Source organism: Aquabacterium sp. J223 (genome assembly GCF_024666615.1).
Classification (GTDB): domain Bacteria; phylum Pseudomonadota; class Gammaproteobacteria; order Burkholderiales; family Burkholderiaceae_C; genus J223.
This window is the reverse complement of sequence record NZ_CP088297.1, coordinates 610016-625460: the sequence shown is the minus strand read 5'-3', so window position 1 is coordinate 625460 and position 15445 is coordinate 610016. Positions and strand designations below refer to the sequence as shown.

Genomic DNA, 15445 nt, shown 5'->3' with positions numbered 1-15445 from the left:
GGGGGCTGCGCCGTATGCTCGGGTACACCCGTTGCTTCGCGCCGGTAGCTTTTCAACACACCCAACCGTTGCCGAACGCCGCCCTCCCCGCCGCCGCGCACCCCGATCGGCCGCCCACCCCGGAACGGGCCGGCCAGCCCTGCCCCGACTGGGTGGCCTGCCACGACTGCGGCGCGGTGTGGCGGCGGCCGTCGCTGGACGCCAGCCAGCAGGCGCGCTGTGCACGCTGCGGCGCCCTGGTCGGCCGAGGCCACCGCATGTCGCTGCAGGGCGTGCTGGCGCTGAACATCGCGGCGCTGGTGGTGTATGCCGTCGCGCAGTGGCAGCCGATCTGCACGCTGGCCCTGGCCGGGATGGTCACCGACGCCAGCTTTCCGCAGGCGGTGGCCACCACCTGGGCCGGTGGCGAGCGGCTGGCCGCGTTGATGGCGCTGGCCGCCGGCAGCGTGTTTCCGCTGGCGGTGCTGCTGCTGCGGCTGGCGGTGCTGCTGCCGCTGGTGAGCGGACGTGCACCCGCCTCCTTCCTGCGCGCCTTCCCGCGGCTGCTGCGCGCGCTGGCCTTCAGCAGCCGCTGGAGCATGGTCGAGGTGCTGATGCTGGCCGCCCTGGTGTCGGTGGTGCGCATCGCCGACCTGGCGCGGCTGACGGTGCAGCCGGGCCTGATCGCCTTCGGGGCGCTGGCGCTGCTGATGGCGGCCCTCGACAGCGCCGGGGTCCACCGTTTGTGGGACGCTGCCAGCGACATGGCGCGCCGTGCGCGACCCGCGCCGCCAAGCCCGGCCCACGGCAAGGCCCTGGGCTGCCGGCATTGCGGCCTGGTCTCGCTGTGGCCCGCGGGCATGGCCGGGGTCGCCGGTTCGGCACGCTGCCCGCGCTGCGACGGCCCGCTGGTGCGCGACCCGCAGGCCAGCCTGCAACGCACCTGGGCGCTGCTGCTGGCGGCGGCGGTGGCCTACCTGCCGGCCAACCTGCTGCCGGTGATGCACAGCCAGCAGGCGCTCACCGGCGGCGGCGGCCACACCATCCTCGGCGGCATCGTCGAGCTGTGGATCGCCGGCGCCTTCGACCTGGCCATCATCGTCTTCGTCGCCAGCATCGCCGTGCCGCTGCTGAAGATGGCGGTGCTGGCCCACCTGGCCTGGAGCGCGCAGCGCGGCTCGACCGGCTCGCCGCGCCAGCGCAGCCGGCTCTACCGCATGGTCGAGGCGGTGGGCCACTGGTCGATGCTCGACGTCTTCGTCGTCGTGCTGCTGGCCGCCATGCTGCAGTTCGGCGCGCTGGCGCGCATCAGCCCGCAGCCCGGCCTGCTGGCCTTCGGCGCGGTGGTGGTGCTGACCATGCTGGCCGCCGAGGCCTTCGACCCGCAGCTCATCTGGCGCCGGCCGCCCGCTCGCCACCCCAACGACACGGCATGAACGACCAAGACCCATCCCCTTCCGACGCGCCGGGCCAGCCGCCGCTGCCCGCGGTGCAGCCGCGCAGCCGGCTGCGGCTGTCGATGGTCTGGCTGGTGCCGCTGATCGCGGTGGCGGTCGGCATCGGCCTCGTGGTGCAGTCGCGGCTGCAGGTGGGGCCGGAGATCGTCATCGACTTCCGCACCGCCGAGGGCCTGGAGGCGGGCCGCACCCAGGTCCGCTACAAGGAAGTGCCGGTGGGCCAGGTGACGAAGGTGCAGCTGTCGGCCGACCGCCAGACCGTGCGCGCCACCGTGCGCCTGGACCGCAGCGCCGCCGCCATGGCGGTCGAGGACAGCCGCTTCTGGGTGGTGCGACCGCGCATCGGCGCCACCGGGCTGACCGGCCTCAGCACGCTGGTCAGCGGCGCCTACATCGGCGTCGATGCCGGCGTGTCGGAACAGGCCCAGCGCGAGTTCGTCGGCCTGGAGAACCCGCCCTTCGTGCTGCGCAACGAGCCCGGCCGCAGCTTCGTGCTCAGCGCCACCAACCTCGGCTCGCTGGACATCGGCTCGCCGGTGTACTACCGGCGCACCCGCGTCGGCCGGGTGGTGGGCTGGGAGCTGGACGCGGAAAACGACACGCTGTCGGTGCGGCTGTTCGTCGAGTCGCCGCACGAGCGGCTGGTGACGCAGCACAGCCGCTTCTGGAACGCCAGCGGCGTTGACCTCGCGCTCAACGCCAACGGGCTGACGGTGAACACCCAGTCGCTGACCTCGGTGCTGGCCGGCGGGGTGGCCTTCTCCAACGTCGGCGACACCAAGGGCGAGCCGGCCGCCGAAGGCAGCCGCTTCCGCCTCTTCCGCGACCGCGAGACCGCCGTGGCGCCACCGGACGGCCCGGCGCAGCGGGTGCGCATGGTCTTCCGGCAGAACGCCCGCGGCCTGGCGGTGGGGGCACCGGTCGAGGTCCTGGGGGTGGAGGTGGGTCGGGTCGAACAGGTGCGACTGCGCCAGGACCCGAAGACCCGCCACTTCCACGTCGAGGCCGAGGCCGACCTCTTCCCGTTGCGCGTCGGCCTGCCGCTGCTGGCGCCGGCCGATGCACGACAGGCGCTGAAGCGGCTGGTCGACGACGGCCTGCGCGCCGAGCTGCGCACCGGCAACCTGCTCACCGGCCAGGCCTACATCGCGCTGGACTATCCGCAGCGGCCGACGCCGGTGCGCTTCGACACCAATGCCGCGGTGCCCGAGCTGCCCACCGTGCCGGGCGCCTTCAGCGAGCTGCAGCCGCAGCTGATGCAGATCGTGCGGCGGCTGGGCTCGGTGCGCTTCGACCTCATCGGCGAGAGCCTGCAGTCCACGCTGCAGACCGCCGACGGCACGCTGAAGTCGCTCACGCCCGAGGCGCGCGAAGCCCTCGCCAGCCTGCGCCGGGCGCTGGACACCGCCGACGGGGTGATGCGCGAGCTGGGCCCCGAGGCCAAGGCCGCGCTCGGCGGCGTGCAGGCCACGCTGCGCTCGGCCGACCGCACGCTGCAGGGCCTCGAGCGCCAGGTCGGCCCCGGCGCCGCCGGCGGCGGGCTGCAGGCCACGCTGGAGGAGTTCCAGCGCAGCGCCCGCGCGCTGCGCCAGCTCGCCGACTACCTGCAGCGCCACCCGCAGTCGCTGCTGCGCGGTGCGCCGGCCGACCCGGTGCTGGCGCCGGCCGCCCAGGAGAACGCCCGATGAGACCGCTCCGCCCGTGCACCGTCGCCCTGCTCGGCGCTCTGCTCGTCGCCCTCGCCGGCTGCGCCGGCACCCCGGCCGTGCGGCTGCACAGCCTGCGGCCGCCGGCGCCAGCCGGCGCCGCGGCCGGCCCGGTGCCGTCGCTGTCGGTGCAGGTCGAGCGCGTCGCCGTGCCGCCCGGCCAGGACGGTGCCGAATGGCGGGTGCGCGACGGCCAGGGCACGCTGCACCAGCTGGAGCAGCAGCGCTGGACCGCCCCGCTGCCCGACGAGCTGCGTGCCGCCCTGGTCGCCGGCCTGGCGCTGCAGGGCGTGCGGGCCGGCGGCGATGCCGCCGCGCCGCGGCTGGTGGTCGAGTTGCTGCGTTTCGAGTCCACGCTCGGCGGCCCCGCGCTGCAGGAGGTGGTGTGGACGCTGCGCGGCGCCGAGGGCACGCCGGCGCTGCAGTGCCTGCGCCGCAGCCGCGAGGCGGCGCCCGGCGGCTACGAGGGACTGGCCGAGGCGCACCGGCGCGCCTGGCAGCGGCTGGCGGCGGACGTGGCCGGTGTGCTGCAGCGCCCGCCGGGCAGCGAGGCCCCACGCTGCCCGGCGACCTAGGGCGCTACGACGCGTAGAGCAGGTAGTCCGCGGTGTAGGGCACCCGCTCCGTCGCGCCCGCCGAACCGGCGTCACAGGCGCGGCGGGGCGCGTTGCCGCCCTCGGTGTTGACCCGCAGCACCTGCGTCACCGCCGCGAAGCGGCCATCGCCGCCCACCGACCGCGCCGACAGCAGCAGCCAGGGGATGGCGTCGGCCCGTGGCGCCTCGCTGCGCGCCTGCACCGTGCCGACGATGCGGCTGCCGTCGGCGGCTTCCCAATGCGGTCCCTCGTAGTGCCGGCCGTCGGGGGCGCCACGCGCGTCCAGCAGCTCGGCCTGCGGACCGACGAAGGCCCAGCCGTCGGCGCGGCATTCGTAGACCTGCACGCCGCGGGCGGCCAGCCGCTCGACCAGCCGGTGCGGGCCCCGCGGCGCCAGGGCCGCGGGCACGGCCGGTTCGTCGCGCACCAGCTGCTCGGGCGACGGCGGACGGGCGACGCGGGCGGCGGCCAGCGCGCCGACCTGCCGGCCCATGGCCAGCCCGACCTCGGTGGCCTGGCGGAAGTGCACGCCCTCCCAGATGCGAGCGTCCGACACCTCCTGCGCAAAGGCCTCCGGCGTGCGCCAGCGGCGCGTCACGCCGGGCGCGCTCGGGCTGGTGGTGGACAGCTCGGGCATCTCGCCGGCACCGACCTCGGCCCGCACCAGCGCGCTGAGGGCACCGGCCAGCACGCTGTGGGCGCTGGGGTACTCGGGGTGCAGCGGGTTGTCGATCAGCGGCACCCAGCCGGCCTCGGCCTCGGTGCCGGGATGGCCGTCCTGGTCGCCGTTGCGGATGGCGGTCACCGGCCGCCAGAAGCCGAAGTGGTACTTGGCGTCGAACACCGCGATCAGCGCATCGTCCATCGCCTGGCCGGCGGCGGCGAAGAAGCGGGCGTTCTGCGCCAGGCTGCGGCCGGGCCCCTGCGCCACCGCGCGCAGCACGCCGTGGTAGACCGGCGGCAGCGAGTACTCCCAGAAGCGCGCGGCCTCGGTCTGCTCGGGCGTGCGCTGGCGGCTGGCCCTGGCGCCGAGCGCTTTCACCTCGTTGAAGTCGCGTGCCCACTGGGCGCTCGTCAGCGCCGGCGGCGGGCCCGGGCGGAACTGCGCGGCGCCGGTCATCAGCCAGGGCTGGCGCTGCGGCCACTGCGCGGCGGCCACGCCGGCGGTGGGCACGTAGGCCCCCGGCGCCGCATGCGGCCGGTAGCGCTCGGGCGTGGCCGCGCCGTCGTCGGCACGCCAGGCCAGCACGCGGGCGGCGGCCTGTTCGCCGGCGGCCACACCCGCCGCCTTGGCCGGACCGTCGGGCAGCTTGGCCAGCGCGGCCTGGTAGGCGGCGTGGATGGCCGCCGCCTGCGTCGGCGGCAGCAGGCGCGTCAGGCCGGCGCGGTTGGCCGCGGCCACCGCGGCGGCGGCGGCGGTGTCGTCGGCAGGCCGGGCCGGCAACGCCGTCACCGCCTCGTGCACGGCGGTCTGCACGAGGGCCAGCACGCGGTAGGCCGGTGGGGGGCCGAGCCGTGCCTCGGCGATCAGCTCGCCGGCCTTGGCATGCCAGTCGGTGACCGCATCGGCGGCCCAGGGGTGGTGCCGGCGGCCAGGCCGAAGAGGGCCAGCGCGATGCGGCCGGCGGTGAATGCGAAGGAGCGGGACATGAGGGTCTCCTGGCGTGCCCGGCCGTCAGGCGCGGGTGACGACGATCTCGAGGTAGTCGCTGGGCACGACCACCGTGCCGTCGTCGGCGCGGTTGAAGCGCTCGACGAGGGCCAGCAGGTCGGCCGCCAGCGCCTGCTGGCCACCGGCCGCATCGAGCGCCGCGAAGGCCTTCAGCACCGGGCCGTAATAGCCGCGGAAGACCTCGAGAAAGTGCTCCGGCGAGCGGTAGCGGAAGGTGAAGACCCGCGTCTCGGCGACGATCCGCGCGGCCTGCGCCTCGAACAGCTCGGCGATGCGGCCGCGCTGGCCCCACAGCGCCGGGGACTCGACGCCGGCGGGCGGCGCGACGTGGCGGCCGATGGTCCTGAACATCTGGCCGATGAAGCCCTCGGGCGTCCAGTTGGCCAGCCCGATGCGACCGCCCGGGCGCACCACGCGCAGCAGCTCGGCGGCGACGCGGCGCGGGTTGGGCGCGAACATGCAGCCGAAGGTCGACAGCACCACGTCGAAGGTGCCGTCGGCGAAGGGCAGCGCCTCCGCATCGGCCTCGCGGAAGTCGATGGCGTGCAGGCGCTCGGCCGCGGCGCGCTCGCGGCCGCGTTCGAGCAGCGCCGGCACGTAGTCGGTGGAGCAGACCTCGCACCAGCGGCGGGCGGCCGCCAGCGTGGCGTTGCCGTTGCCGGCGGCCACGTCGAGCACGCGCTCGCCGGCGCGCAGGTCGATGGCCTCGCACAGCGACTCGCCGACGATCTGCAGCGTGGTGCCGACGACGGCGTAGTCGCCGGAGGACCAGGCCGCCTTCTGGCGGGCCTTGACGCCGGCGAAGTCGGGGGTGCCGGCGCTGGCCGGCGACGGGAGGGTGGCGGACAATGAAGTCATGGTGGGCAGCGCTCCAGGGTGGGGGTGGGTCGAACGGTGGGCCGCGGGGTCGCTGGCCGGCACCGACGGTCACTCTGCGCGGCGGGAGTGGGTGCGGCCGTGGGGCGCGGCGTGGGAACTGCCGTGGGCACCGTGGTCGGCGAGCCCGCGCTGACGCTGCGCCTGTTCGGCCCGCCGGCGCTGCGCCGCGACGGGCAGGCGGTGGCCTTGCCGCCCTCGCGCAAGGTGCGCGCGCTGCTCGCCTACCTGGCCCTGGCGGGCCATGGCGTCAGCCGCAGCCGCCTCTGCGAACTGCTGTGGGACCTGCCCAGCGATCCGCGCGGCGAACTGCGCTGGACCCTGAGCAAGCTGCGCGGCCTGCTCGACGCGCCCTCACGGCCTTGTGTCGTCACCACCGGCGACAGCGTGGCCGTCGACCTCGCCGAGGGCGCCGTGGACGCCGTGCAGGTGCAGCGGGCGGTGCAGCAGGGCATCGCCACCACCAGCGCCGACGGCCTGGAAGCGCTGGCCGGGCTGCTGGCCGGCGGCGAGTTCCTCGAAGGCCTGGACCTGCCGCGCAGCCCGGCGTTCACCGGCTGGCAGCTGGCGCAGCGGCGGCGCTTCCGGGCGGCGGAGGCGGCGGTGCTGGAGCACTGGGTGCAGGCGCTGCCGGCCGACGACCCGCGCGCCCTGCCGGCGCTGGAGCGCTGGACCACCATCGCGCCCTTCGACAAGCGCGCCCACCAGGGGCTGCTGCAGGCGCTGGCCGTGGGCGGCCGGCTGCACGAGGGCGAGGCGCACCTGGCCGCCACCGCCCGCCGCTACGAGGCCGAAGGCCTGGACTGGGCGCCGATCGGCCACGCCTGGCGCGCGGCACGGCAGGGCCGGCCGGCGGCGGCCATCGCCGCCGGCGCCACGCGGCCCGCCCTGAACGAGCCCATCACCGACCCGGCCGTGGCGACGGCGCCCGCGGCCGCACGCCGTGCCTCGCTGGCGGTCATGCCCTTCACCGACCTCAGCCCCGGTGCCGGCCTGCGGGGTGGCATGGGCGACGGGCTGGCGCACGACGTGATCTCGCGGCTGGCCAAGCTGCGCAGCCTGTTCGTCATCGCGCAGGGCAGCGTGTTCGCGCTCGACGAACGGCGCGTCGACCCGCACGACGCCGGCCGCCGCCTGGACGTGGACTACCTCGCCAGCGGCAGCCTGCGCCGCGACGCGGACGGACGGCTGCGTGTGATGGTGCAGTTGACCGACGCCCGCAGCGCCCGCGTGCTCTGGGCCGACGAGTTCCAGGGCCAACGCGACGACACGCTGGCGCTGCTCGACGAGGTGGGCAACCGCATCGTCAGCGCGTTGTCGCAGCAGGTGGAGATGGCCGAGCGCAACCGTGCGGTGCTCAAGCCCCCCGGCTCGCTGGACGCCTGGGAGGCGCACCACCGCGGGCTGTGGCACATGCTGCGCTTCAACCGCGAGGACAACGAACAGGCGCGGCACTTCTTCGAGACCGCCCTGCGCCTGGACCCGACGTTCGGCCGCCCCTATGCGGGGCTGTCCTTCACCCACTTCCAGGACGCCTTCCTCGGCTGGGCCGAACACCGGGGGGCCGCCGAGCAGGCCTACCGCATCGCCTCGCAGGGGCTGATGGTCGACGAGCACGACCCGGCGGCGCACTGGGCGCTGGGCCGCGCGATGTGGCTGCAGGGCCGGCCCGGCGACGGGCTCACCGAACTGCAGGCGGCGGTGCACCTCAGCCCCAACTTCGCGCTCGGCCACTACACGCTCGGCTTCGTGCAGTCGCAGTCGGGCGACCCGCAGGCGGCGATCGGCGCCGTCGACCTGGCCCGTGCCCTCAGCCCGTTCGACCCGCTGCTGTTCGGCATGCTGGCGTCGCGTGCGCTGGCGCTGCTGCGCCTGGACCGCGCCGAGGAAGCGGCGAACTGGGCGCTGCAGGCCGCCGCGCGGCCGAACGCGCATGCGCACATCCAGGCCATCGCGCTGGGCTGCCTGCGGCTAGCCGGCCGCCAGGCCGAGGCGCAATCGGTGGCCGACGCGCTGAAGCGAGACTGGCCGGCCTACGGCCTCGAGGACCTGCTGCGCGCCTTCCGGCTGCCGCCGCCGCTGCAGGACCTGCTGCGGCGCGCGCTGGCCGCCTAGCGGCCAACGCGAATGAGCGATGAACCGAGCTGGAGAACTGCCATGACCAAGGCCCTGGCCGCCGCCCCGAGCCACGGGGGCGTTCGGTGCTGACCGGCGGCTGTCTTTGCGGCGCGGTGCGGTACGAAGCGCACGGCACGCCCTTCGATTCGACGCTGTGCCATTGCGCGCTGTGCCGGCGCAGCAGCGGCGCCCCTGCCGTGGCGTGGTTCAGCGTGGCACGGCGCGACCTTCGCCTGCGGCAGGGCGAGCCGGCGCGACACCGGTCCAGCGTGCATGGCGAACGCGGCTTCTGCGCGCGTTGCGGCACGCAGCTCACCTTCGCCAGCGACCTCGCGCCCGACGAGATCGACGTCACCACCGGCAGCCTGGACGAGCCCGGACGCCTGCCGCCCGAGGACCACACCTGGGCCTCGCGCCGGTTGCCGTGGTTGCACCTGTGCGACGGCCTGCCCGAGCACGACGAGGGTCGCCCGTCGCCCACGCCGGCGACGTCGCAGGACGTGCGCGATGCGGACCTGCCCGCCCTGCCGTCGCTGCCGTCAGGCCGTTATCGCCACCACAAGGGCGGGGACTACGAGGTCCTCGGCCTCGTGCGCCACAGCGAGACGCGGGAGCCGCTGGTGCTGTACCGCGCGCTGTACGGCGCGCGCGGGCTGTGGGTGCGGCCCCATGCCATGTTCGTGGAGCAGGTCGAGGTGGCGGGGCGGCGGGTGCCGCGTTTTGCGCGGCTGGACGCTGCCTAGCCGCCGGCCCGGAAGCCGATGCTGCGCCGCTCGCGCACCTGCGGCTTGACCCGGTGCTCGCCTTCGAGCTGCGACAGGAACTCGTCGGGCTCGAAGGGCACGCCGAGGATCTCCACCTGCTGGCGCACGGCGGCGAAGTCCCCGGGGGTCAGCTGGTCGAGCGCGGCGAGGCGGCGGCGCTGTTCGTCGTCCAGGGCCGTGGCCTCGCCGGCCAGCGCCTCGGCCACGAACATGCGTTCGCGCTGGATACCGGTCAGCGGCGCGAAGCGGACCTTGAAGGTGAAGCGCCGCAGCGCCGCCTCGTCCAGTTCCTCGAACAGGTTGGTGGTGCAGACGAAGATGCCGGCGAAGCGCTCCATGCCCTGCAGCATCTCGTTGACTTCGGTGACCTCGTAGCTGCGCTCGGCGCGGCGGCGGCTGCGCAGGAAGCTGTCGGCCTCGTCGAGCAGCAGCACCGCCTGCTCGCGCTCGGCCTCCTCGAACAGCCGCGCCAGGTTGGCCTCGGTCTCGCCGACGAACTTGCTCATCAGGTCGCTGGCCTGCCGCACCAGCAGCGGCCGCTGCAGCGCCTGGGCGATGTGCTCGGCCAGCGCGGTCTTGCCGGTCCCGGGCGGGCCGTGGAAGCACAGCGTGCCGTGGCCGCGCCGGCGCAGCGCCTCGATCACCGCCGGCACGGCGAAACGGGTCTCCAGGTTCAGCAGCGACAGGTCGTAGGTGGTCACGCAGGCCCGCGGGCCACGCTCGCGGGCGCCGCGGCCCAGCGCCTGGTCGGCATGGTGCAACTGGCGCTCGATCAGCGGCTCCAGCGGCTGCCCGTCGCCGGCGGCCAGTCGGGCGAAGCGCACCGCGGTGCGGATCTGCGCCGGCGTGAGGCCCCGGCGCTCGGCCAGGCCGGCGGCGAAGGCGGTGTCGATGGCCACGCCTTCCAGCGCCCGCGCCACCAGCGCCTCGCGTGCCCCAGGCGGCGGCGAGTTCAACGCCAGGTGGTACTGGAAGCGGCGGCGGAAGGCGGGGTCGATCTGCTCGATGCGGTTGGTGATCCAGACCACCGGCACCGCGTTGGTCTCCAGCATCTGGTTGACCCAGGCCTTGCCGGAGACGCTGTGAGCGCTGCCCACCGGGCCATCGGCCGACTCCAGGCGCGCCAGCCAGGCCGCGGCCTCGCCGCCCATGCTGGGGAAGACGTCCTCGACCTCGTCGAACAGCAGCGCCACGTCGGCGCTGCCCTTGAGGAAGACCTGGCTCAGCTGCAGCGAGCGGTAGCGGTCGCGGCCGGACAGCGGGTGGCCGTCGCGGTCGGCGTACTCGACCTCGTAGAGCTGGAGCCCGGCCGCCTGTGCGGCCACCTTGGCCAGTTCCGTCTTGCCGGTGCCCGGCGGGCCGTACAGCAGCACGTTGACGCCGGTCTCGCGCCGCTGCACCGCGTGCTTCAGCAGCGCGGTGAGCACCGCCACGTCGTCGGCGATGAAGGCGAAGTCGGTGGCCGTCAGCGCGCTCGGCGCCGAGGGCTTGGTGAAGACCGCCATCAGCTCGGACGCCTCGGCGTACTCGCGCATCAGCACCGGCGGCAGCTGGTCGCTGACCTTCATCAGGTCGGCCAGGTCGGTGATGTTGTGTTCGGAGATCAGGTTCTCGACCATGCCCACCCGCTCCAGCCGGGAGCCGGCGCGCAGCGCCTCGGCCACCTCGCGCTCGTCGACGCCGGCCACCTGCGCCAGCACCGCGTAGGCCTCCTGCGCGTTCGCCACCTTGAACTCGACCAGCAGGCCGCGCAGGTCGCGCTGGTAGCGGGCCAGCGTGCCGTAGAGCAGCAGCGCGCGTTCGGCCGGGTTGAGCTGCAGCAGGCCACCGAGCAGGTCGATGTTCTGCTGCACCCGGGTCGACTCGCGCTGCAGGCTCTTGCGCAGCCAGTCGGCGGTGGCCTGCAGCACGGCCATCAGGTCCTTCGGCGCGTCCTTGGCGTATTCGTCGAGGTAGAAGAAGAGCGTGCCCTCTTCATAGGGACCGCGCCAGACGCCGTGGCGCGCCAGCCAGGCCACGTCGTCCAGCGCCTCCTGCCCGCGCCAGGGCGACTGCGCGCGGCAGCGGCGCAGCAGGAAGGCCCGCAGCCGCGCCAGCACGGCCGGCGGCCAGGCCAGGTGCCGGCCGACCAGCGACAGCAGGCTGTTCCAGTCGCGCCGCGGACCGAGCCGCGCCGCATGCTGCACGGTCAGCGCCAGCACGAAGTGAGAGGCCATGCGGTCGAGCACCGGGGCCTGGGCCAGGCCGGGCGACAGCACGACGGCCGTCGAGGCGGTGGAGCGGGGCATGGGCTGTGCGCGCGGCGATGCAGGGCGGACCATCTTGGCCCAGCCGGGCCGCCGGGGACAAGCCCTTGTCCGCCGGTGGCCGGCGCCGATGGCGTCAGGACCGCTCGCGCCGCTGTAGGTGCCGGCCGACGCCGGCCCGGGAACGGGAGGCCGAAGTTGCCGTCAGGCCGACGTGGCGGGGCGCGCGCAGGCGTCCGTCAATGCAGGATGACGGGCTGCTGGGCCAGCGTCGTGAAGCGGCCGATGAAGTCGTCCAGTTCCTCTTCCGACGGTTCGTCGCGAATCAGGGCTTCGACGCCGTCCTTGAAGTGCTGGGCCATGTCGCCCTGCAGGAAGATCTCCTTCTTGGCGAACTTGTCGACGATCTCGTAACCGCCCCCCAGCAGCGGCCCCTCGCCGCGGGCGGCCAGGTGCTCGGGCACGTCCATCTGCACGACCACGAAGTTGTCGGAGTTGTAGAGCATCTGCATGGTCGTCACCTCGTTGGACGGGCCGGCGCAGCGCCGGCGTTGGGTGGACAGGTGAGGCGATCGCTGCAGGATTCAAGCCAAGGACGCGGCGATGGGTCGGCGTGTCGGGCGGCCCCGACACGTCGAGCAGCAGGTCACTGCGGCTGCAGCAGCAGGTCCAGCGCGTCGCCACCGGCCACCGGCGTCAGCGCCATGCGCAGCGGCAGGTGCTCGCCCGACGCCGCCAGCCACAACTGCACCCGCAGGTCCTGGCCATGGCGCGGCTCGCGGTGCAGGCGCAGCGCGGGCACCGGGCCGCCGGCCTGCGGCACGCGGTCCGGCCCCTCGACGACGAAGCGCCAGAGGTCGGCGTCGCCGCGTGCGCCACTGACCCAGAGGTCGATCTGCGCGCCGGGCCGGTTCAGCGCCGGGTCGGCGGCGACGATCGCGGCCAGCTGCAGCAGCACGCTCAGCCGGTCCTGCGCCCCGGCCGGCAGCGGCTGCGGCGGGTGCTGGCCGGAGTAGGTGATGCGGGCCTGCGGCGCATCGAAGTTGGCCGCCTGGGCGCCCCGGCCGCGCCGCTTGTCGACGAAACGCTCGGGCGCCAGGCCGTGCGGACCCAGGCGGCCGCTGCTGCGCCAGTCCAGCACCGGCAGCGGACCGACGCGACCCTCCAGGCTCAGCGCGTAGCCGCCCTGGTCAGGCGCCCAGACGAGTTCGCCCTCGCCGGCCAGCCCGCCACGCCGCAGCTGCACCGACCAGCGCCGGGGCCCCGGCGGCCGGGTGTCGTACACGGGCGGCGACGGCGCCGGGGCGGCGGGCTCGGCCACGGTCGGCGCCGCCGGCGAAGACGCCACCGCCGTCGCCGCGACGAGTGCCAGGGAGGGGGGCGGGGCCACCGGCGGCTCGTCGGCCACCGCGGGCGCCGCGATCACCGGGGCCGTCACAGGCCGGGGTGCCGATCGCGCCACGGCGGCGGCCCGGCGAGGCGCGGCCGCCGGCATGTCGACGGGCGCGGCCGCAGGGGTCGGGTCGGGAGGGGCCGGACGGACCTCGTCGGCCGTCCGCGCGGACAGCCGCACCGATGGCGCACGGCCGGCGGCGCCGGGCGACGCCGAGGGCCACGCGGCGGGCGGCGCCGCCTCGAAGCGCGGCCAGCCGCCCAGCAGCAGCAGGTGCAGCAGCAGCACGGCGGCCGCCAGCAGGGCCAACAGGACAGGACGGGGCAGGCGGCGCAGGGACAAAAGGGAGAACGACAAAGAAGGGAGAACGACAAAGGGGGAACGACGGGCGGAGGTCCTCCAACGCCGAAGGCCGGCCACCGGTGCACCGCACAATCGTCGGCGACGACCTCCCCCTCCCGCACCGGACCCCCGGACCATGAAACTCGCCAGCCTGAACGACGGCTCCCGCGACGGCCAGCTGGTCGTCGTCTCGCGCGACCTGAGCAGCGCCTGCATCGCCAACGGCATCGCCGGCCGGCTGCAGGCGGTGCTCGACGACTGGAACTTCCTCTCACCCCAGCTGGAGTCGCTGTACGAGGCGCTCAACGCCGGCCGGGCGCGGCATGCCTTCGCCTTCGACCCCGCCCAGTGCCTGGCGCCGCTGCCGCGCGCTGCGTTGTTCGCCGAAGGGTGGGCCGACGGGCCGGCCGACCCGGCGCTGGTCCGCGCCGACGCGCTGCTCGGGCCGCACGCGCCAGCGCCGGCCGCCGGGCCGCAGGAGCGGCTGGGCGTCGCCGTCCTGCTGGCGGCCGTCACCGGTGACGTGCCGGCGGGCGCCGGCGCCGACCAGGCGCTGGACGGTGTGCGCCTGCTGCTCCTGGCCGGCGCCTGGCGGTTGGACGGCGACGGTGTCGGCGCGTGGGACCGTCGCCCGGCGACCGCCTTCGCGCCGGTGGCGGTCACGCCCGACGAAGCGGGCGCCGCCTGGCGCGGGGGGCGGCTGCACCGGGCCGTGGACGTCCAGGTCGATCGCGGCCGCCTCGACCCGCCGGACCTCGGCACCGCGCTGCCGCTCGGGCCGCTGCTGGCCGCCCTGGCGCGGCGGCATCCCCTGGCGCCGGGCAGCATCGTCGCCACCGGCGTGCCGGCTGGCGACGCGGCAGGCCTCACGGTCCACGACCGGTTGCGGCTGGCGGCGCACGGCGACCATGGCGCGGACCTGTTCGGCGCCATCACGACGAGGCTGCGGGCACCGGCCGCCACCGACGAAGGCGTGCCCGAAGCGGCCGACGACGGCAACGCCACCCGCGAGGCCTGATGCGGCACGGCCTGAAGCTGCTCACCGTCTGGCTGCTCGTCACCACCGCCGTCTTCCTCGGCTTCAAGACCTGGGAACATCGGCAGGCGGCCACCCGTTTCGAACTGCAGGGCGAGTCGGTGGTGCTGCGCCGGGGCGCCGACGGCCACTACCACTGGCCCGGCCGGCTGCAGGGCCGGGCGGTCGACTTCCTGGTCGACACCGGCGCGACGCAGTCGGCCGTCTCCACCACCCTGGCCCGCAGCCTCGGCCTGCCGGAGCAAGGCACCGTCACGCTGCAGACGGCCGGCGGTCCGGTGCAGGGCCGGGTGGTGCTGGCCGACCTGGACCTGGACGGCGGCCTGGCGGTGCAGCGGCTGCGGCTGATCGCGCTCGACGGCCTGGGGGAGCGAGGCGCCGTGGCGATCCTCGGCATGGACGTGCTCGGCCGCCTGCGCTGGGAGCAGTCGGAGGGTCGGCTGCGCATCGACCTGCGCCGGCGCTGACGCGGCCCTGGGGCTCGCGCCCTCGCGGCCGCCGTCCCGCGGGGCTAGCATCGGCGGCCGACACCCACCTGCCCTGCGACATGGCCGACTCCCCCTTCAGCCCCTTCACCGCCGGCTTCGGTCCGGGCCTCGACTTCATGCAAAGCCTGATGAAGAACGCCGGCGCCGCGCTGCCCGGCGTCGGCCAGTGGGTCACCCCCACCCTCGACCCGGCCGAGCTCGACAAGCGCATCAGCGAGCTGCGCACGGTGCAGTTCTGGCTGGAGCAGAACGCCCGCATGCTGACCACCACCATCCAGGCGCTGGAGGTGCAGAAGATGACGCTCACCACCCTGCGCACGATGAACGTCCGCATGGACGACCTGCGGGAGTCGCTGATGGCGCGGCCCACCGCCACACCGCCCACCACGTCCACCACGCCGACCGCGCCAGCGGCCGCCGCCGATGCACCCGCGGCGGCCGGCGGTGCCGATGCCGCCAGCGGGGGCGACGCCCCGCCCGCCGTCGACCCGATGCGCTGGTGGGGCTCGCTCACCGAGCAGTTCACCAGCCTGGCGACGCAGGCCCTGCGGGACGGGGCGGCTTTCGCCGGCCAGCAGCCCGCAGCCCCCGCCACGGCGGCCAACGAGGCCTCGACCCGGACCGACCCGTCGGGCGGCGGCGACGACACGCCCGCCACCGCCGCCGCCAAGGCGCCGGCAGGCCGGGCCGCGGCGCGCAAGGCGGCGCGCAAGCGCGGACAGGACGAGCGGTGACGCCGCGGCCCGCGACGCGGCAGACGACACGTCGGGCA

General features: G+C 75.4%; 14 protein-coding genes and 1 pseudogene. 9 read left to right on the top strand and 6 right to left on the bottom strand.

Annotated elements, in window-relative coordinates; all coding sequences use genetic code 11:
* Positions 1-68: 68 nt before the first annotated feature.
* From LRS07_RS02980 to LRS07_RS02965, 3 genes are read left to right on the top strand one after another with little or no spacing between them, the layout of a single operon-like run.
* Positions 69-1415 carry a paraquat-inducible protein A gene (locus LRS07_RS02980; RefSeq protein ID WP_260500534.1) on the top strand — a complete coding sequence of 449 codons (1347 nt, stop codon included), beginning with the start codon at positions 69-71 and terminating at the stop codon, positions 1413-1415.
* Positions 1412-3124, top strand: coding sequence for a PqiB family protein (locus tag LRS07_RS21945; protein WP_312028348.1), 1713 nt, complete (start codon positions 1412-1414; stop codon positions 3122-3124). The genes LRS07_RS02980 and LRS07_RS21945 overlap by 4 nt, the downstream gene beginning before the upstream one ends.
* Positions 3121-3717 (top strand): PqiC family protein, encoded by a 597-nt coding sequence (locus LRS07_RS02965; RefSeq protein WP_260500533.1) that lies wholly within the window; start codon positions 3121-3123, stop codon positions 3715-3717. Before LRS07_RS21945 ends, LRS07_RS02965 begins: the two co-directional genes overlap by 4 nt.
* A gap of 4 nt (positions 3718-3721) precedes the next feature.
* Here LRS07_RS02965 and LRS07_RS02960 read toward each other — a convergent pair whose 3' ends face one another.
* From LRS07_RS02960 to LRS07_RS02950, 3 genes are read right to left on the bottom strand one after another with little or no spacing between them, the layout of a single operon-like run.
* Positions 3722-5227: a DUF3455 domain-containing protein gene (locus LRS07_RS02960; protein WP_260500532.1), complete on the bottom strand. Its 1506-nt coding sequence runs from the start codon at positions 5225-5227 to the stop codon at positions 3722-3724.
* A 38-nt stretch (positions 5228-5265) separates the two neighbouring features.
* On the bottom strand, positions 5266-5388 hold the full coding sequence (locus tag LRS07_RS02955) for a hypothetical protein (RefSeq protein ID WP_260500531.1): 123 nt from the start codon (positions 5386-5388) through the stop codon (positions 5266-5268).
* A gap of 25 nt (positions 5389-5413) precedes the next feature.
* Positions 5414-6268, bottom strand: a complete 855-nt coding sequence (locus LRS07_RS02950; RefSeq protein ID WP_260500530.1) for a class I SAM-dependent methyltransferase — start codon at positions 6266-6268, stop codon at positions 5414-5416.
* A 111-nt stretch (positions 6269-6379) separates the two neighbouring features.
* Here LRS07_RS02950 and LRS07_RS02945 point away from each other — a divergent pair, with 111 nt between their 5' ends.
* From LRS07_RS02945 to LRS07_RS02935, 3 genes and pseudogenes are all read left to right on the top strand, one after another.
* Complete coding sequence (locus LRS07_RS02945; protein ID WP_260500529.1) at positions 6380-8401, top strand: transcriptional regulator; 2022 nt, start codon at positions 6380-6382, stop codon at positions 8399-8401.
* 86 nt (positions 8402-8487) lie between these two features.
* Positions 8488-8805, top strand: a pseudogene (locus LRS07_RS02940) (GFA family protein); the annotation flags it as partial.
* A gap of 99 nt (positions 8806-8904) precedes the next feature.
* Positions 8905-9147 (top strand): DUF1653 domain-containing protein, encoded by a 243-nt coding sequence (locus tag LRS07_RS02935; protein WP_260502022.1) that lies wholly within the window; start codon positions 8905-8907, stop codon positions 9145-9147.
* Here LRS07_RS02935 and LRS07_RS02930 read toward each other — a convergent pair.
* From LRS07_RS02930 to LRS07_RS21940, 3 genes are all read right to left on the bottom strand, one after another.
* Positions 9144-11456 carry an ATP-binding protein gene (locus LRS07_RS02930; RefSeq protein WP_260500528.1) on the bottom strand — a complete coding sequence of 771 codons (2313 nt, stop codon included), beginning with the start codon at positions 11454-11456 and terminating at the stop codon, positions 9144-9146. The genes LRS07_RS02935 and LRS07_RS02930 overlap by 4 nt on opposite strands.
* A gap of 197 nt (positions 11457-11653) precedes the next feature.
* A complete protein-coding gene (locus LRS07_RS02925) occupies positions 11654-11926 on the bottom strand; it encodes a BTH_I0359 family protein (RefSeq protein ID WP_260500527.1) in 273 nt (90 codons plus the stop codon).
* 134 nt (positions 11927-12060) lie between these two features.
* Positions 12061-13116, bottom strand: coding sequence for a DUF3108 domain-containing protein (locus LRS07_RS21940; protein WP_312028347.1), 1056 nt, complete (start codon positions 13114-13116; stop codon positions 12061-12063).
* A gap of 169 nt (positions 13117-13285) precedes the next feature.
* Here LRS07_RS21940 and LRS07_RS02910 point away from each other — a divergent pair, with 169 nt between their 5' ends.
* The 3 genes from LRS07_RS02910 to LRS07_RS02900 all read left to right on the top strand — a co-directional run bounded on the left by LRS07_RS02910 (position 13286) and on the right by LRS07_RS02900 (position 15407).
* The gene (locus tag LRS07_RS02910; protein WP_260500526.1) at positions 13286-14167 is read left to right on the top strand and encodes a fumarylacetoacetate hydrolase family protein; all 882 of its coding nucleotides are present in this window, start codon (positions 13286-13288) and stop codon (positions 14165-14167) included.
* Complete coding sequence (locus LRS07_RS02905; protein ID WP_260500525.1) at positions 14167-14652, top strand: retropepsin-like aspartic protease family protein; 486 nt, start codon at positions 14167-14169, stop codon at positions 14650-14652. The genes LRS07_RS02910 and LRS07_RS02905 overlap by 1 nt, the downstream gene beginning before the upstream one ends.
* An 80-nt stretch (positions 14653-14732) precedes the next feature.
* Positions 14733-15407: a PhaM family polyhydroxyalkanoate granule multifunctional regulatory protein gene (locus tag LRS07_RS02900; protein ID WP_260500524.1), complete on the top strand. Its 675-nt coding sequence runs from the start codon at positions 14733-14735 to the stop codon at positions 15405-15407.
* The last annotated feature ends 38 nt before the right edge of the window (positions 15408-15445 follow it).

What these genes read in the sequence shown, in the direction of transcription:
- LRS07_RS21945 (WP_312028348.1), top strand. Translation starts at nt 1,412, where the DNA reads ATGAACGACCAAGACCCATCCCCTTCCGACGCGCCGGGCCAGCCGCCG.
- LRS07_RS02965 (WP_260500533.1), top strand. Translation starts at nt 3,121, where the DNA reads ATGAGACCGCTCCGCCCGTGCACCGTCGCCCTGCTCGGCGCTCTGCTC.
- LRS07_RS02955 (WP_260500531.1), bottom strand. Translation starts at nt 5,388, where the DNA reads ATGTCCCGCTCCTTCGCATTCACCGCCGGCCGCATCGCGCTGGCCCTC.
- LRS07_RS02950 (WP_260500530.1), bottom strand. Translation starts at nt 6,268, where the DNA reads ATGACTTCATTGTCCGCCACCCTCCCGTCGCCGGCCAGCGCCGGCACC.
- LRS07_RS02930 (WP_260500528.1), bottom strand. Translation starts at nt 11,456, where the DNA reads ATGCCCCGCTCCACCGCCTCGACGGCCGTCGTGCTGTCGCCCGGCCTG.
- LRS07_RS02925 (WP_260500527.1), bottom strand. Translation starts at nt 11,926, where the DNA reads ATGCAGATGCTCTACAACTCCGACAACTTCGTGGTCGTGCAGATGGAC.
- LRS07_RS02910 (WP_260500526.1), top strand. Translation starts at nt 13,286, where the DNA reads ATGAAACTCGCCAGCCTGAACGACGGCTCCCGCGACGGCCAGCTGGTC.
- LRS07_RS02905 (WP_260500525.1), top strand. Translation starts at nt 14,167, where the DNA reads ATGCGGCACGGCCTGAAGCTGCTCACCGTCTGGCTGCTCGTCACCACC.
- LRS07_RS02900 (WP_260500524.1), top strand. Translation starts at nt 14,733, where the DNA reads ATGGCCGACTCCCCCTTCAGCCCCTTCACCGCCGGCTTCGGTCCGGGC.